Raw genomic sequence first — 21,558 nt, forward strand, 5'->3', positions numbered from 1 at the left:
ATACTGACATCTCAATTCTTGAGACGCAAGATATCGTGGGTCGGACGGCATGCGAATGTCGGTCGAAACGCACCGTGCACATCTGTGGCACACCGCATGGGATGAGGATGAGGACATGGCTGGAACGCTGGCCGAGAAGGTGTGGGACGCCCACGTCGTCCGTCGCAACGAGGGCGAGCCCGACCTGCTCTACATCGACCTGCACCTCCTGCACGAGGTGACGAGCCCGCAGGCCTTCGAGGGGCTGCGTCTCGCCGGTCGGCCCGTCCGCCGTCCCGACCTCACCCTCGCGACCGAGGACCACAACGTCCCGACGACGCCCGGCCCCATCACCGACCCGGTGAGCAAGGTCCAGGTCGAGACGCTGCGCGACAACTGCGCCGAGTTCGGGGTGAAGCTCTACCCGATGGGCGATGCCGAGCAGGGCATCGTCCACGTCGTCGGTCCGCAGCTGGGGCTGACCCAGCCCGGCACGACCGTCGTCTGCGGCGACAGCCACACGAGCACCCACGGTGCCTTCGGCGCGCTCGCCTTCGGCATCGGCACGAGCGAGGTCGAGCACGTCCTGGCCACCCAGACGCTCTCGCTCCACCCCTTCAAGACGATGGCGATCAACGTCCACGGCGAGCTGCAGCCGGGCGTGACGGCGAAGGACATCATCCTGGCGGTCATCGCGAAGATCGGTACCGGCGGCGGGCAGGGCTACGTCCTGGAGTACCGCGGCGAGGCCATCGAGGCGCTGTCGATGGAGGCCCGGATGACCGTGTGCAACATGTCGATCGAGGCCGGTGCCCGGGCCGGCATGATCGCCCCCGACGAGACGACCTTCGCCTACCTCGAGGGCCGTGACCACGCGCCGACCGGCGCCGACTGGGACGCCGCACTCGACAGCTGGCGGCAGCTGCGCACCGACGACGACGCCGTCTTCGACGCCGAGGTCGACATCGACGCCTCGACGTTGACCCCCTTCGTCACCTGGGGGACCAACCCCGGTCAGGGGTCCCCGCTGGCCGAGGCCGTCCCGGACCCGTCGGCCATGGCCGACGAGGATGCGCGCTTCGCTGCCACGAAGGCCCTGGAGTACATGGACCTGACCGCGGGCACGCCGCTGCGCGAGATCGCGATCGACACCGTCTTCGTCGGTTCGTGCACCAACGGCCGCATCGAGGACCTGCGCGCCGCGGCCGAGATCGTCAAGGGCCGCCACGTGGCCGACAGCGTGCGCATGCTCGTGGTTCCCGGGTCCGCCCGCGTGCGCCTGCAGGCCGAGGCGGAGGGCCTGGACGCGGTCTTCACCGAGGCCGGCGCCGAGTGGCGCCTGCCCGGCTGCTCGATGTGCCTGGGCATGAACCCCGACATCCTCTCGCCGGGGGAGCGGTCCGCCTCGACGAGCAACCGCAACTTCGAGGGACGCCAGGGGAAGGGGGGTCGCACCCACCTCGTCTCCCCGCTGGTGGCCGCGGCCACCGCCGTGCGCGGCACCCTGTCCAGTCCCGCCGACCTCGACGACCTCGCAGGAGCCTGAGGAGCAGCCATGGAGAAGTTCACGACGCACACCGGCACCGGTGTCCCGCTGCGCCGCAGCAATGTCGACACCGACCAGATCATCCCGGCCGTCTACCTCAAGCGGGTCTCGCGCACCGGGTTCGAGGACGGACTCTTCGCCGCGTGGCGCAACGACGAGACCTTCGTGCTCAACCAGCCCGCGTACCGCGACGGCTCGGTCCTCGTCGTCGGTCCCGACTTCGGCACGGGCTCCTCGCGCGAGCACGCGGTCTGGGCGCTGAAGGACTACGGCTTCAGGGTCGTCATCTCCTCGCGCTTCGCCGACATCTTCCGGGGCAACTCCGGCAAGCAGGGTCTGCTCGCCGCGCAGGTCGCCCAGGACGACGTCGAGCTGCTGTGGAAGTACCTCGAGAACAACCCCGGCGCGGAGATCACCGTCGACCTCACGGCGAAGACCGTTGTCGCGGGCGACATCACCTGCGCCTTCCACGTCGACGACTACACCCGCTGGCGTCTGATCGAGGGACTCGACGACATCGGCCTGACGCTGCGCCACGAGCAGGACGTCACCGACTTCGAGGCCTCGCGCCCCAGCTGGAAGCCGACGACACAGCCCGCCTGAGTCGAGAGGTCCTGACGAACCTCGTTGGCGCACAGCAGCACTCGCTGCTCGTCGCGATCCGACCGCCGGTCGCCGCCGGTCCCGGCGCCCTCGTGGGCCGGTCGGATGACCGCGAATGCGCTTGTGCGCCAATAAAAACTGGTCACCCCGAAATGCTCCACAGGGAGCGCCACCAGCCCTACCGTCGTGTACAGGTCGGGTGAACGACTCGGCTGTCCGAGCCGGGGACTGCCCGGCGCCGAACCGTTACGGGAGTGACCGTGAACAAGGCAGAACTCGTCAAGGCTCTCGAGGAGAGGTTGGGCAGCCGGAAGGCGGCCCAGGAAGCACTGGAGGTCGTGCTCGACACGATCGTCCGTGAGGTCGCCAAGGGGGGACGCGTCGCCATCACGGGTTTCGGCACCTTCGAGAAGGCGGCCCGCGCCGCCCGGACCGGCCGCAACCCGCGCACCGGTGAGGTCGTGAAGATCAAGAAGACCACCGTCCCGCGGTTCAAGGCCGGGACGAGCTTCAAGACCTACGTCGCCGACCCCAAGTCACTTCCGAAGGCCGCGCCCGCCGCCGCGCGTGCCGCTGCCGGCACCGTCACCTCCGCGGCGGGCACCGCCCGCAACATCGCCGGTAGCGCGATCCCCGGTGGCAAGAAGGCCAAGAAGGCCGCGTCCGAGGGCTCGTCCACCGCTGCGAAGAAGACGGGGGCGGCGAAGAAGTCCACCGCGACGAAGACCTCGGCGGCGAAGAAGTCCTCACCCGCCAAGAAGACGGCCTCGAAGTCCTCGGCCGCGAAGAAGTCCACGGCGTCGTCGGCCAAGAAGTCGACCCCCGCCACGAAGTCCGGCTCCTCGTCCTCGGCCGCGAAGAAGTCGACCCCGGCGAAGAAGAGCACGGCCTCGAAGTCGTCGTCGGCCAAGAAGAGCACTCCGGCGAAGAAGTCCGGCTCCTCGTCCTCGACCGCGAAGAAGTCGACCCCGGCGAAGAAGAGCACGGCCTCGAAGTCGTCGTCGGCCAAGAAGTCCACCCCGGCGAAGAAGTCCAGCCCGGCCAAGAAGAGCACCGCCTCGAAGTCCACGACGAGCAGCTCGAACTCCGGCTCCGGCTCCAGCTCCGGTTCCGGCTCCAGCTGAGACCACGCCCGCACCGCAGCGCGGTGCACAGCACCGAGGGGCCGCCACGGATCACCGTGACGGCCCCTCGGCCGGTCCCACACCCCCTTCGCCCCCGGGGGTCGCTCAGGTGATCGCCTCGTCGTCGCCGATCCCGACGATCCACAGCCGGGTGATGACCCCGTCGGTCTCGGTGATGCTCACCCGCTGCCCGGGGCGCAGGAAGCGCAGGCCGCTCGCCGCGACGACCTCGGGCGCGACGTCGTGGGAGAGGCCGGCGTCGGTGACGACGACGGCCCCGGTGTCGGGGGACTGGGAGAAGACCGTGGCCTGCACGGGTCCGAGGGTAGTCGTGTCATAGGCTGAACTCTCCACCCGAGGCGCCGACGGCGCCGCCCCGGACCGAGAGGTGCCATGACCGCACACCGCCTGCCGACACCGGTCATGTACCGGGTCGTCGCCGGCATCCTGCGCCCGGTCCTGCGGTCGCTGATGCGCTACGAGGTGAGCGGGCTGGAGCACCTCCCGCGCTCGGGTGGCTTCATCGTGGCGCCGAACCACGTCTCGCACATCGACCCCTTCCCGTGGGCGCACGTGCTGTACAACCAGGGGCGCCCGCCGGTCTTCCTCGCCAAGAGCAGCCTCTTCGAGACCCCCGTCGTCCGGTCGGTCATGCGGCACACCCACCAGGTGCGGGTCGACCGCGAGACGGTGACCGCGGCCCGGTCGATCGGGCCCGCCATCCGGGCGATCGAGGCGGGCGCGTGCGTCGCGGTCTACCCCGAGGGCTCGCTCACCCGCGACCCGGACATGTGGCCCATGCGCGGCAAGACCGGCGCGGCACGCCTGGCGCTGCACGCCGGCTGCCCGGTCATCCCGATCGCCCAGTGGGGGCCGCAGGACCTGCTGGCCCCCTACGCCCGGAGGCCGACGCCGACGTGGCACCGGACCCTGGTGCGCATCCGCTTCGGCCCACCGGTCGAGCTGGCGGACCTACGCTCGGACCCGGTGACCCGCGAGGCGATCCACACGGGCACCGACCGGATCATGCAGGCGCTCACCCACGAGCTGGAACAGCTGCGCGGGGAGAGGGCCCCGGCCGAGCGCTTCGACCCCAAGGCCCACGGACTGCGGTCCACGGGTGACTACCGATCAGGAGGAGAGTCGTGAACCACATCGCCGTCTTTGGTGCCGGGAGCTGGGGGACCGCCTTTGCCGCGATCCTCGCCGACGCGGGGAACGACGTGCGGGTGTGGGGCCGGCGCCCCGAGCTGGTCGAGCAGCTCAACCGGGGCGTCAACGAGGACTACGCGCCCGGGATCGAGCTCTCCTCGCGCATCTCCGCCTCGAGCGACCCCGCACACGTCGTCGACGGCGCCGAGATCGTCATCCTCTCGGTGCCCTCGCAGTCCCTGCGCGACAACCTCACGGAGTGGGCCCCGCTCCTGACCGGGGACAAGATCATCGTCTCGCTGATGAAGGGCATCGAGCTCGGCACGACGAAGCGGATGAGCGAGGTCATCCACGAGGTGGCCGGGATCCCGTTCGAGCGGATCGTCGCCGTGAGCGGCCCGAACCTCTCCCGCGAGATCATCCAGCGCCAGCCGGCCGCCACCGTCGTCGCGTGCCCGGACGAGCGCTCCGCCGACACCGTCGCCGCCGCGTGCTCGACGAGCTATTTCCGCCCCTACACCTCGCCCGACCTCGTCGGTGCGGAGATCGGGGGAGCGGTCAAGAACGTCATCGCGCTCGCCGTGGGCATGGCCTCCGGGCTGGGGATGGGCGACAACACCAAGGCGACGATCATCACCCGGGGCCTCGCCGAGACGACCCGTCTGGCCACGGCACTGGGTGCCGACCCGCGGACGATGTCCGGCCTCGCCGGAGTCGGCGACCTCATCGCCACGTGCATGTCGCCGCTGTCGCGCAACCACTCCTTCGGGGTCAAGCTCGGCCAGGGGCTGACGCTGGAGGAGGTCACCGCGCAGGCCAAGCAGACCGCGGAGGGCGTGAAGTCCTGCTCCTCGATCCTCGAGCTCGCCCACAGCAACGGCGTCGACGTGCCGATCATCGAGCAGGTCAACCGCGCCGTGCACGAGGGCGTCCAGGTCACCGAGATCGGGCGCGAGCTGCTCGCCCGGGCCCGCAAGTCCGAGACGGACTGAGCCCCGCCGGACCCAGCTGCGGGGTCGTCCCACGGCCCCGATCTCAGCCGAGCGCGGCCAGGGACTGCTCCAGGTCGCGCCACAGGTCGTCGACGTCTTCGACGCCCACCGACATCCGCACGAGGTTGACCGGGACGGCCTCGGGCTCGCCGGGCTGGCGGCGGCGGCGCTCGAGCTGCGACTCGACGCCCCCGAGGCTGGTGGAGTTGGACCAGATGAGTGTCCCGGCGGCGAGGGCCTCGGCCTCCTCGACCCCGTCGGTGGCGCCGGCGACCTCGACGGACACGATCGCGCCCCACCCGGGGTAGCGCACCCGTGAGATCCGTGGGTGGTCGGCCAGCCGTCGGGCGAGCTCGGCGGCGTTGTCGCAGGCCCGCTCCACGCGAAGGGAGAGGGTGCGCAGCCCGCGCAGGGCGAGCCAGGCCTCCATCGGACCGGCGATGGCCCCACCGAGCGTGCGGTGGCGGGCCAGACGCGCCCGCAGGTCGCGGCCCCGGTCGTCGGCAGCGGTGACCGCCAGGCCGAGGACCACGTCGGAGTGGCCGGAGAGGTACTTCGTCGCCGAGTGCACGACGACGTCGGCCCCGTCCTCGAGAGGACGCTGCAGCAGGGGGGTGGCGAAGGTGTTGTCCACGGCGACCAGTGCGCCGACCTCGTGCGCCGCCGCGGTGAGACCCGCGAGGTCGGCGACGTCGAGCAGCGGGTTGGTCGGGGACTCCAGCCAGAGCAGGTCGGCGCCGGGCAGGGCCGCACGCACTCCCGCGGTGTCGCCGACGTCGACCCAGCGCACCTCGAGCCGTCCGGCCCCGGCCGCCTCGGTGAGCGAGACGACGACGCCGTTGTACGCGGCGGCCGGGGCGACGACGACCCCGCCGACGGGGACGAGCGCGAGGACGGCCGCGACCGCGGCCATGCCCGAGGAGTAGAGGAGCGCCTCGCCCCCTTCGAGCCCACCGACGGCCTCCTCGAAGGGGGTCCACGTCGGGTTGCCGACGCGCGCGTAGTTGATCGGTCCGTCGGCGACGTAGGTCGAGGTGAAGGTGACCGGGGGGTTGAGGGAGGCGCCCGGCTCGCGCGGTGGGCGACCGGCTGCGACGACCTGCGTCCGTGGGGACAGCTCGTGGGCGTGGGCGGGGGTGGGGGAGCTCGGGCGCTGGTCGGTCATGGCCGCAGGTTAGAGGTTAGTCTTCCCTCGATGAGCAGCCATCCCAATCGCAAGCCTCGCGTCGCCGTCGTCTTCGGCGGTCGGTCCTCCGAGCACGCCGTCTCGTGTGCCACCGCAGCCGGCGTGCTGCGGGCGATCGACCGCGAGGCCTATGACGTCGTGCCCGTCGGCATCACCCGTGACGGTGCCTGGGTGCTGGCCTCCGACGACCCCGACCGGCTGGCGCTCACCCCCACGCAGACCCCGCAGGTGGAGGACACCGGCACCGCGGTCATCCTGCCCACGCGCGCCGGCGAGAGCGCGCTGAGCGTGCACCGCACCGGAGAGGCGCTCGAGACCCTCGGCGAGGTCGACGTCGTCTTCCCGGTGCTGCACGGCCCCTACGGCGAGGACGGCACCCTCCAGGGGATGCTCGAGCTCACCGACATGCGGTACGTGGGCTCCGGGGTGCTCGCCTCCGCCGCCGGCATGGACAAGCACTACATGAAGGTCGTCTTCGCCGGTGCCGGACTCCCCGTCGGCCCGTACACCGTCATCACCGACCGGGAGTGGCGCCGCGACAAGGCTGCCGCGATGGACGCCGTCGCCTCGCTGCACTTCCCGGTCTTCGTCAAGCCCTGTCGCGCCGGCTCGTCGATGGGCGTGGCCAAGGTCGAGCACCCCGACCAGCTCGAGGGGGCGATCGAGGCCGCGCGCGAGCACGACCTGAAGGTCATCGTCGAGCAGGGCGTCACCGGCCGCGAGATCGAGTGCTCCGTGCTGGAGGGACGGGGGCTCGACGCCCCGCGGACCTCCCTGCCCGGTGAGATCGTCGTCGAGTCCGGCCACGGCCACGACTTCTACGACTTCGAGGCCAAGTACCTCGACGACGCCTCCGTGCGCCTGTCCTGCCCGGCGGACCTGTCGGAGGCCGTGACCACGGAGGTGCGTCGTCTCGCGGCGGCGGCCTTCGAGGCGCTGGCGTGCGAGGGACCGGCCCGGGTCGACTGCTTCGTCACCGACCGGGGCAAGGTCCTGATCAACGAGATCAACACGATGCCCGGCTTCACCCCGACCTCGATGTACCCGCGGATGTGGCAGGAGAGCGGCCTGTCCTACCCACAGCTCGTCGACGAGCTCATCCAGCTCGCGCTCGAGCGCCCCGTCGGCCTGCGGTAGCCGGAGCGTGGAGGTGCAGGAGCCTCAGCAGTTGCGCAGTGCGGGTGCAGGAGCCTAAGCAGTTGCGCAGGTCGGGTGCAGGAGCCTAAGCAGTTGCGCAGGTCGGACCCGTCAGCTGCAGGAGTAGTCGTTGGTCGGCAGCTGCTCCGCGGCCTCGGAGAACGCCGGGAGCAGGAGCGGGGCCGGCCCGTGCTCGTCGGGCACGAGGACCTCGATCGCCGGTTCCCGCCCGAAGGTGGTCAGCTTCGTCCCGTCACCGAGGTCCTCCGCGACCCAGTCGATGCCGTCGACGACGATGCACTGGTTCTCCGTCGGTCCGAGGGCGGGCATCCCGCACCGGGCGATGACGGCGGGGTCCGCCCACGCGATGACGGTCGGGTCGCTCGGCTCGGTCTGCGTGGGTGCCTCGCCGAGGATCTCCGCGGGCCAGTGCTCGCTCGCGGCGGCGCACGCCGGCGCCTCCGCCTGCGCGGGGATCGCGACCTCCACGGGCCCGGCGCAGGCGCCCAGTGCCACCAGGACGAGCAGGCCGAGGCCGCCCGGGAGGAGGCGTGCGCGACGGCGGGGGGAAGAAGGCACGGCCGGGAGGCTACCGTGCCGTCCTGACCCCCTTCGCCCACCCGAGGAGAGACGGATGACTCCGGCCCGCCTGCAGGACGTCTCCGAGGAGGAGCTGCTGCGCCGCCTCTTCCCGCTCTTCGGTGGGACCACCGGGTCGGCGGAGGTGCTCGTCGGTCCCGGCGACGACGCCGCGGTGGTCGCCGCACCGTCCGGGTCGGTGGTGCTGACCACCGACTCCATGGTCCGCGGGCGCGACTGGCACGACGACTGGTCCTCGCCGACGGACGTCGGACACAAGGTCGTTGCCCAGAACATCGCCGACATCGCCGCCATGGGTGCGGTGCCGACCGGGCTGCTCGTCGCCCTGGCCGCGGACCCGGCCACGGAGGTCGAGTGGGCCCTGGCCCTCGCCGAGGGCATCGCGCAGGCCGCCCGCGAGGCCGGCGCCCCCGTGATCGGGGGAGACCTGTCCTCCGCGGGGGAGGGGAGCATCGTCGTGGGCATCACCGCCGTCGGTGACCTGCGGGGAGGTCGCGCGGTGGGTCGGGACGGTGCGGGCGCGGGGGACGTCGTCGCGGTCCGCGGGAGCCTGGGGCGCTCGGGCGGCGGCCTGCAGCTGCTCCTGGCCGGTCGTGGTCGCACGCACCGCGACGCGCCCCTCGGCGACGTCGACGACCCGCTGGCCCGGGCGGTCGAGGTGCTGTGCCGGGTCCACCGCCGCACCGAGGACGTCCCGTGGCGTGCGGGACCCGAGGCCTCCGCCGCCGGCGCGACCGCGATGATCGACCTCTCCGACGGGCTCGTGCGCGACCTCGGGCGCGTGGCGCGGGCCAGCGGGGTGCGCATCGAGCTCGACGGCGGGGCCCTGGCCGCGTTCACCACGGGGCCGCTCACCCTGGCCCTCGGTGCCGAGGAGGCGATGCGTCAGGTGCTCTCCGGAGGGGAGGAGCACTCGCTCGCGGCGACCTTCCCGCACGAGGTCCCCGACGGCTGGGAGGTCATCGGGGTGTGCGCGGAGGGTCCCGGTGAGGTCGTCGTCGACGGTGAGGTGCCCCCGGTCAGCGGCTGGGACCACTTCTCCGGGTGAGAGCACGTGCGGGGTGGGCCGCCCCTTCGCGGGGGTGCAGGCACGAAAAAGCCGCCGTCCCCTCACGGGGCGGCGGCGTCTTCGTCGTCAGCAGGTCAGCGCTGGACCTTGCCGGCCTTGAGGCACGAAGTGCAGACATTGAGACGCTTCGGGGTCGCACCGGCGTCGCCCACCTTGGCCCGAACCCGCTGGATGTTCGGGTTCCAGCGACGCTTGGTGCGGCGGTGCGAGTGCGAGATGGAGTGTCCGAAGGACGGTCCCTTGCCGCAGACGTCGCAGTTGGCAGCCACGGGTATCTCCTGTGTTCGTCAGTAACGTGAGTGATGCGCTCCGGCGCTCCACCACGAAGGGGGGAGATGGTGCCGGGCAACCGGTACAGCGTAGCGGAGCGCGGCCCCGGGGGCCAAAACGAGCCGGCCCGGGCCGCGGGAACGGCACGTGAGCGTGGCGAGCGGGGCGTCGTCCACCGTGCTGTCGCTCCCCTCGGATACCGTGACGACGTGCTGGAGGTCATGGACGCCGAGTCGGTGCGGCGATGGGTCGTCGTGACCCGGGCTGCGCTCGCCGCGCGGCGAGCCGAGATCGACGCGCTCAACGTCTTCCCGGTCCCCGACGGGGACACCGGGACCAACATGTACCTCACCCTCGACCAGGCGCTGCACGCCACCCGCACGGAGCAGGAGCGGCTCGGGGAGGAGGGCTCGCCGCGCCTGGACGCCGAGGTCGCCGCGATGTCCCGGGCGGCCCTGATGTCCGCCCGGGGCAACTCCGGGGTGATCCTCAGCCAGCTCGTGCGCGGGGTGAGCGACGTGATCGCCGGCGAGCACCTGACCGTCGTGGACGCCCCGGCCGTCGCCCGGGCCATCGCCCAGGGTGCCCGCCGGGCGCGCGAGAGCGTCGTGCGTCCGCAGGAGGGCACGATCCTCACCGTCGCCGACGCGACGGCAGCGGCCGCCGAGCAGGCCGCCCGCGAGGGCGGGAGCCTCGGTGAGCTGACGGTCGCCGCCGTCACCGCCGCCCGCGAGGCCCTGGCCCGCACGCCCGAGCAGCTGCAGGTCCTCGCCGACGCCGGAGTCGTCGACGCCGGCGGTGCGGGGTACCTGCTCTTCATCGAGGCGCTCGACCGGGTCGTGCACGACAAGGGGCCGGCGCAGCACTTCGCCGTCGACGACTTCACCCTCAACACCACGCTGGAGCGGCGTGCCGACTGGTCGCACGACGGTGGTGACCGGGCGCCCGCGGTCGGCTACGACCGCGACGGTCACGACGGGCCCGCGTACGAGGTGATGTACCTGCTGCGCGAGGTCCCGGAGGAGGGTGTCCTCGTCCTGCGACGGGAGCTCGACGGGCTCGGGGACAGCGTCGTCGTCTCCGGCGCCGAGGACCTCACGCACGTGCACGTGCACACCGACGACATCGGTGGTGTCCTCCAGGCCGGGCTCGCCCACGGCGCTCCCGACCGCGTGGTCGTCACCCTCCTGGACACCACGCCCGCCACCCCGCAGCGCGGGGTCTCGCTCGTGGCCTGCGCGGCCGGGCCCGGCATCGCCGAGGTGATCACGCAGGCCGGCGCGGTCTCCGTGCCCTCCGGACCGGGGCACCGGGCATCCGCCGGGGAGCTCGTCGCGGCCGTGCGCGAGGGCGGCACCGAGGAGGTCATCCTCCTGCCCAACGACCGGGACACGCGCATGGCCGCCGATGTCGCCGCCCAGGCCGCCGCGCAGGAGGGCCGGACCGTCCACGTCATCGGGTCGACCACCGCGGTCCAGGGCCTGGCCGCCCTCGCGGTCTTCGACCCGGGCCTGACCGTCACGCAGAACGTCCTGGCGATGACCCGCACGGCCGCCGCGACCCGCCACGGCGGCGTGACCGTCGCGGTGAAGTCCGGCCTGACCAGCGGCGGTGCGTGCGAGATCGGTGACGTCCTCGGCGTCGTCGCCGGTGACATCACGATCGTCGGGTCCGACATGGACGAGGTCGCCCGGGAGGTCCTGGACACCATCACCGGCACCGGGGCGGAGCTGGTGACGGTCGTCGTCGGCGAGGACGCCCCGGACGGACTCGTCGAGCGCCTCACCGCGCGGGTGGAGTCCCAGCGCGTCGAGGTCGAGGTCATCGACGGGGGCCAGCCGCACTACCCGCTGCTCTTCGGGGTGGAGTAGTGGCGGGGGAGGACACCCGGCTCAAGGGCCTCATCGGGGGACAGGCCGCGGGCAAGCTGGGCAAGCACCGGGGCATCGAGACCGTCGGGCAGCTGCTCGACTTCTGGCCGCGTCGCTACCGCAGCGCCGAGGCCGACCTCGGACAGCCGCGCATCGGCGACTTCCTCGTCGCGGTCGCCCGCGTCGAGTCGGCGCAGACCCGCTCGATGAAGTCCCGCCGCGGGCGCATGCTCGAGGCGACGATCACCGACGGACGCTCCCGGATGCGGGTGACCTTCTTCGACGCCCGCGGCCACGAGCGCAAGCTCGTCGCCGGGCAGGAGTTCCTCTTCGCCGGCTCGGTCACCGAGTACCGCGGCGTCCGGCAGCTGGCCCACCCCGGGTACGCCACGCTCGAGGAGGCCGCCGCCCTGGGCGAGCTCGGCGACGTCGACCACCGGGGCCTCATCCCGATCTACCGGCACGTCCCCGGGGTGCACCCGTGGACGATCACCCGCTGCGTCCGCCTCGTGCTGGGGCAGCTCGACGAGGTCACCGACGCGATCCCCGAGCCGGTCCGCAGCCGCCGCGACCTGCTCGACCGGGCCGCCGCCCTTCGCGCCGTGCACGCACCGCGCACCCACGACGACGTCGACGCCGGCCGCCGCCGGCTGCGCTACGAGGAGGCCCTCGTCCTGCAGTGCCTGCTCGGGCAGCGACGCATCGCCGCCTCCCGGGTGGCGACCGAGGGCCGGCAGCAGCGCGAGGGCGGCCTGCTCAGTGCCTTCGACGAGCGCCTGCCCTTCGAGCTGACCGAGGGCCAGCAGCGGGTCAGCGGCGAGATCCTCGACGAGCTGGCCCGCCCGACACCGATGCACCGGCTGCTGCAGGGCGAGGTGGGCTCCGGCAAGACGGTCGTCGCGCTGCGCGCGATGCTCGCGGCCGTCGACGCCGGCGGCCAGGCCGTCCTCCTCGCGCCGACCGAGGTCCTCGCGGCCCAGCACGAGGCCTCCATCCGCCGGATGCTCGGCGACCTGGCCGAAGGGGGGATGCTCGGCGGCGACGAGCACGCCACCCGCGTCGCCCTGCTCACCGGGTCGATGTCGACCGCCCGGCGCCGCGAGGCGCTGCTCGAGATCGCCTCCGGCGACGCCGGCATCGTCGTCGGCACCCACGCCCTGCTCGAGGACAAGGTCAGCTTCCGGGATTTGGCGCTCGTCGTCGTCGACGAGCAGCACCGCTTCGGCGTCGAGCAGCGGGACGCGCTGCGGGCCAAGGGCACCACCCCGCCGCACCTGCTCGTGATGACCGCGACGCCGATCCCACGGACCGTCGCGATGACCGTCTTCGGTGACATGGAGACCTCGACCCTGCGCGAGCTGCCCCGGGGCCGCGCGCCGATCACCACGCACCTCGTGCCCACCGGTAAGCCGGACTGGGTCGACCGCACCTGGCAGCGGGTCGCCGAGGAGGTCGCTGCCGGCCGGCAGGCGTACGTCGTCTGCCCCCGCATCGGTGACGACGACGGCGAAGGCGATCTCGAGGAGGGCCTCGACCTCGTCGCCGAGGAGGGCGTCGTCGACGACGAGCAGGACGACGGGGAGCGGGTCGAGGACGGCGGGTCACCGGAGCGCCCCCTCGCCGGCGTCGTCGAGACCATCGACGTCCTGCGCGGGCACCCTGCGCTGCAGGGCCTGCGGATCGAGATGCTGCACGGCCGGATGCCGCCGGAGGACAAGGACGCCGTCATGGCGCGCTACACCGCCGGGGAGATCGACGTGCTCGTCTCCACCACGGTCATCGAGGTCGGTGTCGACGTCCCCAACGCCTCGACGATGGTCATCCTCGACGCCGACCGCTTCGGCGTCTCCCAGCTGCACCAGCTGCGCGGGCGCGTCGGCCGTGGCGGCGATCCCGGCATCTGCCTGCTCATGACCGCCACCGAGACGGAGTCGGCCCTCGAGCGCCTCGCCGCCGTCGCGGCGACCACCGACGGCTTCGAGCTGGCGCGCCTCGACCTGACCCAGCGTCGTGAGGGTGACGTGCTCGGCTCGGCGCAGCACGGGGCCCGCACGCACCTGCAGCACCTGTCCGTGCTGCGCGACGAGGACCTCATCGAGGCCGCCCGCGCGGACGCCGGGGAGCTGCTCGCCGAGGACCCGGACCTGGGTGACCACCCCGCGCTGCGCGAGCGGATCACCGACTGGCTCGACGCGGAGCGGGCGGCCTACCTCGAGAAGGGCTGAGCCCCCTCCTCCCGGTTGCGACGGCTGCGCACGGATGCCGCATGATGGAACGCGTGACTCGGATCATCAGCGGCGAGGCCGGCGGACGGCGACTGCGCACCCCCGGTGGGGACGGCACACGGCCCACGAGCGACCGCGTGCGCGAGGCGCTCTTCTCCGCGCTGGAGGCGCGCGACGCCATCGACGGCGCGCACGTGATGGACCTCTACGCCGGCTCCGGCGCGCTCGGGCTCGAGGCCGCCAGCCGGGGCGCCGCCAGCGTGCTGCTCGTCGAGTCCGACCGCGGCGCCTCGGCCACGATCCGCGCCAACATCTCCGACCTCGGCGTCGCCGGAGCCCGGCTGCAGTCGGGCACCGTGGAGCGGGCCCTGGAGCGTCCCGCCTCACTGCGCTACGACGTCGTCCTCGCCGACCCGCCCTACGACGTCACCGAGGAGTCCCTCGCGGCGGTCCTCGAGATGCTGCTGGCCCACCAGTGGCTCGCGCAGGAGCCGATCATCGTCGTCGAGCGCTCCTCGCGCTCGCCCGAGCCGACGTGGCCCGACGGGATCATCTCGCAGGGGTCGAAGTCCTACGGCGAGACCGTCCTGTGGTTCGCCACCCAGGTGGAGCCGGACTACCAGATTTGAGCCGGACGAATGGGGTAGACAGGTGCCATGACCAGCTACTCGATCCCGCGCCCGACCGCCGGTGACATCACCGACCTCATCGCCGCCGACCACCGCCTCCTCGAGGACCTGATGCGCGACATGCGCGACAGCGAGGCGGACCGTGACGCGGCCCGCGCCGCCTTCTCCGACCTGCTCGTCGCGCACAGCGAGGCCGAGGAGGAGACCGTCTACCCGCACCTGAAGTCGAAGAAGGTCATCGACGGCGAGGAGCAGGAGCACGGTGACAAGGAGCACGCCGCGACCAACGAGGCGCTCCTGCACCTGCTGCAGGCCAAGGGGACCGACACGCAGAAATTCGAGGACGCCCTCGAGGAGGTCGCCGAGGTCCTCAACCACCACATCGGTGAGGAGGAGCTGAGCATCCTCAACCCGGCCAAGGAGGACGCCTCGCAGGACCTGCGTGAGTCGCTGGCCGAGGCGTGGACGAGCAAGCGCAACTCGCTGCTGGACTCCGGCTGCGGGACGCTGGAGTCGGTGGAGAAGATCGTCAAGAAGGCCTACGACGACGGGCTCCTGCCCAACGACGAGCAGCCGGAGGGCTGACGGGCCGGACCGGGCGCAGAGGCCGGTCTCTGGCACGATCGCTGGCATGACCTCCACGACCCGTCGCGCCGTCTGCCCCGGCTCCTACGATCCCGTGACCGTCGGTCACATCGACGTCTTCCGTCGCGCCTCGGCGCTCTTCGACGAGGTCGTGGTCGCCATCCTGCACAACCCGGCGAAGCAGGGGGCCTTCACGGTCGACGAGCGGGCGGCCTTCATCCACCACCAGGTCGACGACCTGGGCAACGTGCGGGTCGAGGCCTTCGCCAACCGGCTGATCGTCGACGTGTGCGCCGAGCTCGAGGCCGGGGTGCTGCTGAAGGGCCTGCGCGGGGAGACCGACTTCTCCTACGAGTGGCCGATGGCGTTGATGAACCGTCATCTCACCGGCGTCGAGACGCTCTTCCTGCCCGGCGACCCGCGCCACGAGCACGTCTCCTCCTCGCTGGTCAAGGAGGTCGCGCGCTTCGGCGGGGACGTCAACGGCCTCGTCGCCGACGAGGTGCGCGATGCCCTCCGCGAGCGTCTGCCGCGGCCCTGAGCCCACCCCCTTCCCCGGTTTGGGGCGAAGGGGGTCACCCCGGTACTCTGGGACGTCGGTCTGCGTCGTCCAAGTCGCGGGCCGATTCTGACGGAGACTGGAGTCATGGAACGCAACGCCCTCACCTCGCCCCTGGTGCTCGACACCAAGGACGTCGGTCGTCGACCGGGTGCGATGCACGAAGTGGATCTCGAGGTCGGCGCACCGGCCGACTTCGGTACGGAGGTCCTTGCCGTCCCGCAGGACCAGCCCATGGACCTGCAGGTGCGCATGGAGTCGGTGCACGAGGGCGTGCTGGTGACCGGGACGGTCTCCGCCACGGCCAGCGGTGCCTGTGTGCGGTGCCTGGACGAGATCGACCACCCGGTCGACGCCTCGTTCCAGGAGCTGTTCCTGTGGCCCGACCGGGCGAAGCACCACCGCGAGGTGGACGCCGAGTCCGACCAGGATGAGGAGTACCTCATCGAGGACGAGATGATCGACCTCGAGCCGGTGCTCCGGGACGCAGTGCTTCCGAGCCTGCCGTTCCAGCCGGTGTGCCGGGACGACTGCCCGGGTCTGTGCTCCGAGTGCGGGGCACGGCTCGAGGACGACCCGGAGCACTTTCACGAGCAGATCGACCCCCGGTGGGCGGCACTCGAGGCGCTGGCGCCTCTGGCCTCCGACACGGGGCCTACGGACAACGAAGAGAAGAGGAACTGACGTGGCCGTCCCGAAGCGGAAGATGTCGCGCTCGAACACCCGTAGCCGCCGCGCGAACTGGAAGGCGACGCCGCCCGCGCTGTCGACCTGCCCCCAGTGCAAGTCCCCGGCGCCGGCCCACCAGGCCTGCCCGAGCTGCGGCACCTACAAGGGTCGCTACTACGCGACCGCGGACCGTACCGAGCACCAGGCCTGAGCGTCCTGTCGCAATGGGCGACAGGCACTCACGACCGCAGCAGCGGCCCGTCGAGGAGCTCTCCCGATACCTCACGGAGGTCACCGGGGAGCCCGTCGACGAGCCGCTGCTGACGCGTGCGCTGACGCACCGCTCGTACTCCTACGAGCACGGAGGGTTGCCCCACAACGAGCGCCTGGAGTTCCTCGGCGACTCGGTGCTGGGGCTCGTGGTCACCGACCACCTGCACGCCACGCACACCGACGTCACCGAGGGTGACCTGGCCAAGCTGCGCGCCGCGGTCGTCAACATGCGGGCCCTGGCCACGGTGGCGCGCGCCATCGACCTGGGCTCCTTCATCCACCTCGGCCGCGGCGAGATCAGCACGGGTGGGCGGGACAAGAACTCCATCCTCGCCGACACCGTCGAGGCGGTGATCGGGGCCGTCTACCTCTCGACGCCCCAGCCGCGGGGGCTCGACGCCGCCGCCAAGCTCGTCCACGAGCTGCTCGACTCCGTGATGACCTCGTCGGCGAAGCTCGGCGCCGGTCTGGACTGGAAGACCTCCCTGCAGGAGGTCGCGGCCGGCCAGGGGCGCGGTGCACCGAGCTACCGCACGAGCGACGAGGGCCCGGACCACGACAAGACCTTCACCGCCGAGGCGGTCATCGACGAGGAGGTCGTCGGCACCGGTGTCGGGGGCACGAAGAAGGACGCCGAGCAGCAGGCCGCGGAGCGCGCGTACACGACCCTGAGCGCACAGACCGTGCGGGAGTCGGAGCCCCTCGAGTCGCCGGCGACGGACGCCGCCACCGGCTGACGTGCCCGAGCTGCCGGAGGTCGAGGTCGTCCGCCGTGGTCTGGCCGGCCACGTGGCGGGACGTACCGTCGCCGACGCCGAGATCCGTGGTCACCGCGTCGCCCGCCGCCATGTCGCGGGCCCCCAGGACCTCGCCGACCGCCTGCGCGGCCGGGTGATCACCGGGGCCCACCGCCGCGGCAAGTACCTCTGGCTCGCCCTGGGGGACCAGGATGCGGTGCCCGACGAGGCGCTGATCGTCCACCTCGGGATGAGCGGCCAGATGCTGGTGGCCGGTCCCGGGGTTCCGGAACCGAAGCACACCCACGCGCGCCTGTCGTTCACCGACGGCGGTGACGAGCTGCGCTTCGTCGACCAGCGCACCTTCGGTGGCTTCGCCCTTGCCGATCTCGTGGACGGGGTCCCCACGACCATCGCCCACATCGCCCTCGACCCCTTCGACCCGGCCTACGACCGGGCCGCGGTGATCGCCGACATCAGGCGCCGCCGCAGCGGGATCAAGCGTGTCCTGCTCAACCAGTCCGTCGTCTCCGGCATCGGCAACATCTACGCCGACGAGGCACTGTGGCGCGCGGGCATCCACGGCGAGCGCCTGGCCAGCCGCCTGACCGGACCGGCGATCGGGCGGGTGCTGGACCACGCGAGGGACGTCATGTCCGATGCGCTCGAGCAGGGCGGCACGAGCTTCGACGCGCTGTACGTCAACGTCAACGGCGCCTCGGGGTACTTCGACCGCTCGCTGTCCGCGTACGGGCAGGAGGGGCGGCCCTGCCCCCGGTGCGGCACGACGATGCGCCGTGAGCAGTTCATGAATCGCAGCTCCACCAGCTGCCCGCGCTGCCAGGTCCGGCCGCGGAGGATCCCCGGCTGAGCCGTGGGCGCCTCAGGGGCGCGGAAGGTCCTTGAGCGTGACCTTCTTGCCGGTGTGCTGCTCCGACAGGTCCGCGAAGGCCTGCCGGATGGTGGCGGCGTAGGTGTGCGCCCCGCCGAGCGAGGGGTGGATCCCGTCGGACTGTAGGTCCTCGGCCTCCACGGCCGAGTCCCAGTCCGCGATCGTGACGTTGGGGTGCTCGCCGGCGATCTCCTCCAGGGCCGCGTTGTCCCCGCCGATGCGGGAGAGGCGGTCGGCGTGCAGGTTGACCAGGACGACCATCCGCTTGTCACCGATCTCGGCGAGGATCTTCTCCACGGTCTCCGGGTCGGTCCCGGCGTTGGTGCCGAAGGCGAGGACCACCGCCCGGCGGAGTGAGTCATCCGCCGCGGCGACGGCCGACAGGCCGTCGGCCCACTGACGGTTGGACTCGGCATCGATCCGTACGCCGGGGAAGTAGTACTCCAGGGCGGGGACGGCGCCGACGACCATGGAGTCGCCGAAGATCACGATCTCCTGGCCCGTGGGCATGGTGAAGTCCTTGCGGCGCTCCGAGCCGCTCGGGGAGTCCTTCCGGGTGTCGGCCCTGCCGTTCGCTGCGGGCGACGGGGTGCTCGCGCCGGCCGCGGCGGGGGAGTCCTTCTGCTGGGCGATCCGGGCCTGGTTGTCCTCGATCATCTGCTGGGTGCGGCTGATGTCGGGAGCGGTGAGGACCACGAAGGCCAGTGCCGCCGCCAGGACGACCACGGTGCCGGTGACGACCCGGCGGCCACCCAGGGAGAAGGAGCGCACCGAGGTCGCGACGTGTCGCAGGCTCCCGCGGAAGCCGAGGCGCCGCACCGGCGTCTCGACGAAGCGGAAGGACAGGTCGGCCAGGGCGAGGGTGACCAGGACGGCCCAGACCCGCGTCCAGACGAACTCCTGGGTGCCGGCGCTGGTGGGGATGTCCTGACCGACGATGAGGATGACCGGCCAGTGCCACAGGTAGATGCCGTAGGAGCGTCGGCCCACCCAGACCAGGGGGGCCAGCTCGAGCACGGAGCGAAGGGGGCCGGGCCGCTCGACGGCAGCGAGCAGGAGGAGGGCGGTCGCGACCGAGATCAGCGGGATGCCCAGACGGAACGTCCAGGCGCTTCCCTCGCCGGCCAGCACCAGCAGGACGGCGATCGTGGCGAGCGAGCCCCCGACCAGCCAGCTGCGGCGCTCCCGCCAGATCGCCGTGGTGGTCCAGGCGCGGGTGGGCCCGGTCCACGCGATCGCCAGCGCGGCCCCGAGCATCAACCCGAAGAGGTGGGTGTCGGTGCCGTAGTAGGCGCGAGTGGGGTTGGCCGGGTCGTACGTCACGGCCATCATGACCGCCGAGGCCACGCCGACACCGAGGACGAGCGTGGCCAGGGCGCCCTCGGTGATGGCGAGGCGCCGGTGCAGGGCGAGCAGGACGAGCGTCACCAGCGGCCAGAAGAGGTAGAACTGCTCCTCGACCGCCAGGCTCCAGAAGTTCATGAACAGCTGCGGCGAGGTCGCGGCGAAGTAGTTGCTGCCGTGGGCGATCTCGAGCCAGTTGGTCGAGAAGGTCAGTGCGCCGAGGGCCTGCCTGCGGATGCCGACGAGCAGGTCGGTCTCGACGGTGCGGGCGATGAGGATCGCGACCGGCACGACGACGACGAGCGCCGGCAGCAGCCGCCGGGCGCGTCGGGTCCAGAAGCTCATGAGGTCGACCCGGCCGGTGCTGCGCTTCTCCCGCACGAGCAGTGTCGTGATGAGGAAGCCGGAGATGACGAAGAAGATGTCGACGCCGAGGAACCCACCGGGCAGCCAGTCGGGGTCGAGGTGGAAGACGATGACGGCGGCGATCGCGAGGGCCCGCAGGCCGTCCAGTCCGGCCAGGTGGCCGCGCGGGGCCCGCGTCGGTGCGGCGGACGCGGACGACGCGCGCGACGCCACCCTGGCGTCGTCGATGGTGGAGGTGGGAGCCACGTGTCCGACGCTAGGCACTCAGGGGGCCCGGGTGGGGGAGGCGCACCGGTCGGGGCGGTAGTTTCGGCTCCATGAGTTCCGAGCAGACAGGGACCGTTCGCTCGACCTGGTTCGTCCGCGGCCGCGTGCAGGGGGTGGGCTTCCGGTGGTGGACCCGGGCACGTGCGCTCGAGATCGGGCTCGTCGGTCACGCCCGCAACATGGACGACGGCCGCGTCGAGGTCGTCGCCGAGGGGACGCGGGAGGAGCTCGACCGCCTCGACGCGCTGCTGCGCGAGGAGGTCTCCGGGACGGCGCGGCCGGGACGGGTCACCGCCGTCGGACGGGTCGACCAGGACGCTCGCGGTGACGTCGCCGGCTTCGTGGAGAAGTGAGGCGGCTCCGGCCGGGCGCGTTCTCCGCGTGGGAGTGGCTTAGCCTTGGCCGGGTGAGTGAGACGCACCCCGATCTGCTGCGGCTGCGGCAGTCCATCGACAACATCGACGCCGCGCTGATCCACCTGCTCGCCGAGCGGTTCAAGGCGACCCAGAGCGTCGGTGAGCTCAAGGCCCGCATCCGGATGCCGCCGGCGGACCCGGCCCGCGAGGAGCGTCAGATCACCCGGCTGAGGGACCTCGCCGACGAGTCCGGCCTGGACCCGGTCTTCGCGGAGAAGTTCCTCAACTTCGTCATCGCCGAGGTCATCCACCACCACGAGCGGATCGCCGGCGAGACCACGGGGACCGAGTCGTGATCGAGCTGAAGACCCCCGACGAGATCGAGGCGATGCGACCCGCGGGTCGGCTCGTGCGCTCCGTGCTCGACGCGCTCGTCGAGGCCGCGGAGGTGGGGACCAACCTCCTCGAGCTCGATGCGCTCGCCCACGACATGATCCGTCGCGCCGGTGGCGTCTCCTGCTACATCGACTACCACCCCTCCTTCGGCGCGATGCCCTTCGGCAAGGTGCTGTGCACCTCGGTCAACGACGCGGTGCTCCACGGCCTGCCGCACGACTACCGCCTGCGTGACGGGGACCTGCTGTCCGTCGACTTCGCCGTCGAGGTCGACGGCTGGGTCGGCGACGCCGCCCGGTCCTTCGTCATCGGCACGCCCGACCCGCAGGACCTGCGTCTCATCGACACCACGGAGCGAGCCCTGGCGGCGGCCATCGACATCGCCCGCCCCGGCAAGAAGCTGGGGGACCTCGGCGCGGCGATCTCCGAGGTCGCCCACAGCGAGGGCTACACCGTCAACACCCAGTTCGGCGGGCACGGCGTCGGCCGCACGATGCACGGTGACCCGCACGTGCCGAACGCCGGCCGACCGGGTCGCGGGATGCCGCTGCGTCCGGGCCTGGTCATCGCCATCGAGCCGTGGTTCATGGCCGGCACCGACGAGATCCGCACCGACCCCGACGGCTGGACCCTGCGCAGCACGGACGGCTCCCGCGGCGCGCACAGCGAGCACACGATCGCCATCACCGACGGCGACCCCGTCATCCTCACCGCCGGCTGACTCCTCACGG

Annotated in this window: 24 protein-coding genes; 19 read left to right on the top strand and 5 right to left on the bottom strand. The window is 72.1% G+C overall.

The window, feature by feature from the left end; genetic code table 11:
• Positions 1 to 115: 115 nt before the first annotated feature.
• From leuC to PVE36_RS04815, 3 genes are all read left to right on the top strand, one after another.
• On the top strand, positions 116 to 1,525 hold the full coding sequence (gene leuC / locus PVE36_RS04805) for a 3-isopropylmalate dehydratase large subunit (protein WP_277454915.1): 1,410 nt from the start codon (positions 116 to 118) through the stop codon (positions 1,523 to 1,525).
• A 9-nt stretch (positions 1,526 to 1,534) separates the two neighbouring features.
• On the top strand, positions 1,535 to 2,128 hold the full coding sequence (leuD, locus tag PVE36_RS04810; protein ID WP_277454916.1) for a 3-isopropylmalate dehydratase small subunit: 594 nt from the start codon (positions 1,535 to 1,537) through the stop codon (positions 2,126 to 2,128).
• A 260-nt stretch (positions 2,129 to 2,388) separates the two neighbouring features.
• Entirely contained in the window at positions 2,389 to 3,252 is an 864-nt protein-coding gene (locus PVE36_RS04815) for an HU family DNA-binding protein (RefSeq protein ID WP_277454917.1), read from the top strand.
• Positions 3,253 to 3,357: 105 nt separating this feature from the next.
• On the opposite strand, the gene PVE36_RS04820 is transcribed toward PVE36_RS04815, so the two are convergent.
• Entirely contained in the window at positions 3,358 to 3,567 is a 210-nt protein-coding gene (locus PVE36_RS04820) for a hypothetical protein (protein WP_277454918.1), read from the bottom strand.
• 78 nt (positions 3,568 to 3,645) lie between these two features.
• Between PVE36_RS04820 and PVE36_RS04825 the strand changes: the two genes are divergently transcribed.
• Positions 3,646 to 4,401, top strand: a complete 756-nt coding sequence (locus PVE36_RS04825) for a lysophospholipid acyltransferase family protein (RefSeq protein WP_277454919.1) — start codon at positions 3,646 to 3,648, stop codon at positions 4,399 to 4,401.
• Positions 4,398 to 5,396, top strand: coding sequence for an NAD(P)H-dependent glycerol-3-phosphate dehydrogenase (locus tag PVE36_RS04830; RefSeq protein WP_277454921.1), 999 nt, complete (start codon positions 4,398 to 4,400; stop codon positions 5,394 to 5,396). The genes PVE36_RS04825 and PVE36_RS04830 overlap by 4 nt, the downstream gene beginning before the upstream one ends.
• A gap of 43 nt (positions 5,397 to 5,439) precedes the next feature.
• Here the strand turns inward: PVE36_RS04830 and PVE36_RS04835 are convergent, their stop codons facing one another.
• Positions 5,440 to 6,561 carry a PLP-dependent transferase gene (locus tag PVE36_RS04835; RefSeq protein ID WP_277454923.1) on the bottom strand — a complete coding sequence of 374 codons (1,122 nt, stop codon included), beginning with the start codon at positions 6,559 to 6,561 and terminating at the stop codon, positions 5,440 to 5,442.
• 30 nt (positions 6,562 to 6,591) lie between these two features.
• Between PVE36_RS04835 and PVE36_RS04840 the strand changes: the two genes are divergently transcribed.
• Positions 6,592 to 7,719, top strand: coding sequence for a D-alanine--D-alanine ligase family protein (locus PVE36_RS04840; RefSeq protein ID WP_277454924.1), 1,128 nt, complete (start codon positions 6,592 to 6,594; stop codon positions 7,717 to 7,719).
• A gap of 111 nt (positions 7,720 to 7,830) precedes the next feature.
• On the opposite strand, the gene PVE36_RS04845 is transcribed toward PVE36_RS04840, so the two are convergent.
• Complete coding sequence (locus PVE36_RS04845; RefSeq protein WP_277454925.1) at positions 7,831 to 8,298, bottom strand: DUF3515 family protein; 468 nt, start codon at positions 8,296 to 8,298, stop codon at positions 7,831 to 7,833.
• A gap of 55 nt (positions 8,299 to 8,353) precedes the next feature.
• On the opposite strand from PVE36_RS04845, the gene thiL reads away from it, so the two are divergent.
• On the top strand, positions 8,354 to 9,367 hold the full coding sequence (thiL, locus tag PVE36_RS04850) for a thiamine-phosphate kinase (RefSeq protein WP_277454926.1): 1,014 nt from the start codon (positions 8,354 to 8,356) through the stop codon (positions 9,365 to 9,367).
• Between the two features lie 95 nt (positions 9,368 to 9,462).
• On the opposite strand, the gene rpmB is transcribed toward thiL, so the two are convergent.
• Positions 9,463 to 9,657, bottom strand: a complete 195-nt coding sequence (gene rpmB / locus PVE36_RS04855; RefSeq protein ID WP_185990182.1) for a 50S ribosomal protein L28 — start codon at positions 9,655 to 9,657, stop codon at positions 9,463 to 9,465.
• Between the two features lie 210 nt (positions 9,658 to 9,867).
• Here rpmB and PVE36_RS04860 point away from each other — a divergent pair, with 210 nt between their 5' ends.
• From PVE36_RS04860 to mutM, 9 genes are all read left to right on the top strand, one after another.
• Positions 9,868 to 11,529 (top strand): DAK2 domain-containing protein, encoded by a 1,662-nt coding sequence (locus PVE36_RS04860; RefSeq protein ID WP_277454928.1) that lies wholly within the window; start codon positions 9,868 to 9,870, stop codon positions 11,527 to 11,529.
• Positions 11,529 to 13,754: an ATP-dependent DNA helicase RecG gene (locus tag PVE36_RS04865; protein ID WP_277454930.1), complete on the top strand. Its 2,226-nt coding sequence runs from the start codon at positions 11,529 to 11,531 to the stop codon at positions 13,752 to 13,754. The genes PVE36_RS04860 and PVE36_RS04865 overlap by 1 nt, the downstream gene beginning before the upstream one ends.
• Positions 13,755 to 13,807: 53 nt before the next feature.
• Entirely contained in the window at positions 13,808 to 14,383 is a 576-nt protein-coding gene (gene rsmD / locus PVE36_RS04870; protein WP_277454932.1) for a 16S rRNA (guanine(966)-N(2))-methyltransferase RsmD, read from the top strand.
• A 27-nt stretch (positions 14,384 to 14,410) separates the two neighbouring features.
• On the top strand, positions 14,411 to 14,968 hold the full coding sequence (locus PVE36_RS04875) for a hemerythrin domain-containing protein (protein ID WP_277454934.1): 558 nt from the start codon (positions 14,411 to 14,413) through the stop codon (positions 14,966 to 14,968).
• 46 nt (positions 14,969 to 15,014) lie between these two features.
• On the top strand, positions 15,015 to 15,509 hold the full coding sequence (gene coaD, locus PVE36_RS04880; protein ID WP_277454937.1) for a pantetheine-phosphate adenylyltransferase: 495 nt from the start codon (positions 15,015 to 15,017) through the stop codon (positions 15,507 to 15,509).
• Positions 15,510 to 15,614: 105 nt separating this feature from the next.
• A complete protein-coding gene (locus PVE36_RS04885) occupies positions 15,615 to 16,211 on the top strand; it encodes a YceD family protein (RefSeq protein WP_277454938.1) in 597 nt (198 codons plus the stop codon).
• A gap of 1 nt (position 16,212) precedes the next feature.
• Positions 16,213 to 16,407 (top strand): 50S ribosomal protein L32, encoded by a 195-nt coding sequence (rpmF, locus tag PVE36_RS04890; protein WP_277454939.1) that lies wholly within the window; start codon positions 16,213 to 16,215, stop codon positions 16,405 to 16,407.
• 13 nt (positions 16,408 to 16,420) lie between these two features.
• On the top strand, positions 16,421 to 17,206 hold the full coding sequence (rnc, locus tag PVE36_RS04895; protein ID WP_277454940.1) for a ribonuclease III: 786 nt from the start codon (positions 16,421 to 16,423) through the stop codon (positions 17,204 to 17,206).
• A gap of 1 nt (position 17,207) precedes the next feature.
• Positions 17,208 to 18,077 carry a bifunctional DNA-formamidopyrimidine glycosylase/DNA-(apurinic or apyrimidinic site) lyase gene (gene mutM / locus PVE36_RS04900; RefSeq protein ID WP_277454941.1) on the top strand — a complete coding sequence of 290 codons (870 nt, stop codon included), beginning with the start codon at positions 17,208 to 17,210 and terminating at the stop codon, positions 18,075 to 18,077.
• Between the two features lie 12 nt (positions 18,078 to 18,089).
• On the opposite strand, the gene PVE36_RS04905 is transcribed toward mutM, so the two are convergent.
• Positions 18,090 to 20,054: an acyltransferase family protein gene (locus tag PVE36_RS04905; RefSeq protein ID WP_277454945.1), complete on the bottom strand. Its 1,965-nt coding sequence runs from the start codon at positions 20,052 to 20,054 to the stop codon at positions 18,090 to 18,092.
• Positions 20,055 to 20,125: 71 nt separating this feature from the next.
• Here PVE36_RS04905 and PVE36_RS04910 point away from each other — a divergent pair, with 71 nt between their 5' ends.
• From PVE36_RS04910 to map, 3 genes are read left to right on the top strand one after another with little or no spacing between them, the layout of a single operon-like run.
• Positions 20,126 to 20,428, top strand: coding sequence for an acylphosphatase (locus PVE36_RS04910; RefSeq protein WP_277454947.1), 303 nt, complete (start codon positions 20,126 to 20,128; stop codon positions 20,426 to 20,428).
• A gap of 53 nt (positions 20,429 to 20,481) precedes the next feature.
• On the top strand, positions 20,482 to 20,787 hold the full coding sequence (locus tag PVE36_RS04915) for a chorismate mutase (protein WP_277454948.1): 306 nt from the start codon (positions 20,482 to 20,484) through the stop codon (positions 20,785 to 20,787).
• Positions 20,784 to 21,548 (top strand): type I methionyl aminopeptidase, encoded by a 765-nt coding sequence (map, locus tag PVE36_RS04920; protein WP_277454950.1) that lies wholly within the window; start codon positions 20,784 to 20,786, stop codon positions 21,546 to 21,548. The genes PVE36_RS04915 and map overlap by 4 nt, the downstream gene beginning before the upstream one ends.
• The last annotated feature ends 10 nt before the right edge of the window (positions 21,549 to 21,558 follow it).

The organism is Janibacter sp. DB-40, from assembly GCF_029510815.1.
Lineage (GTDB): Bacteria > Actinomycetota > Actinomycetes > Actinomycetales > Dermatophilaceae > Janibacter.

Excerpts from the sequence above, each read along its gene's own strand:
- leuC (WP_277454915.1), top strand. The coding sequence starts at position 116 with ATGGCTGGAACGCTGGCCGAGAAGGTGTGGGACGCCCACGTCGTCCGT.
- leuD (WP_277454916.1), top strand. The coding sequence starts at position 1,535 with ATGGAGAAGTTCACGACGCACACCGGCACCGGTGTCCCGCTGCGCCGC.
- PVE36_RS04825 (WP_277454919.1), top strand. The coding sequence starts at position 3,646 with ATGACCGCACACCGCCTGCCGACACCGGTCATGTACCGGGTCGTCGCC.
- PVE36_RS04835 (WP_277454923.1), bottom strand. The coding sequence starts at position 6,561 with ATGACCGACCAGCGCCCGAGCTCCCCCACCCCCGCCCACGCCCACGAG.
- PVE36_RS04840 (WP_277454924.1), top strand. The coding sequence starts at position 6,592 with ATGAGCAGCCATCCCAATCGCAAGCCTCGCGTCGCCGTCGTCTTCGGC.
- thiL (WP_277454926.1), top strand. The coding sequence starts at position 8,354 with ATGACTCCGGCCCGCCTGCAGGACGTCTCCGAGGAGGAGCTGCTGCGC.
- PVE36_RS04875 (WP_277454934.1), top strand. The coding sequence starts at position 14,411 with ATGACCAGCTACTCGATCCCGCGCCCGACCGCCGGTGACATCACCGAC.
- coaD (WP_277454937.1), top strand. The coding sequence starts at position 15,015 with ATGACCTCCACGACCCGTCGCGCCGTCTGCCCCGGCTCCTACGATCCC.
- PVE36_RS04885 (WP_277454938.1), top strand. The coding sequence starts at position 15,615 with ATGGAACGCAACGCCCTCACCTCGCCCCTGGTGCTCGACACCAAGGAC.
- rnc (WP_277454940.1), top strand. The coding sequence starts at position 16,421 with ATGGGCGACAGGCACTCACGACCGCAGCAGCGGCCCGTCGAGGAGCTC.
- PVE36_RS04910 (WP_277454947.1), top strand. The coding sequence starts at position 20,126 with ATGAGTTCCGAGCAGACAGGGACCGTTCGCTCGACCTGGTTCGTCCGC.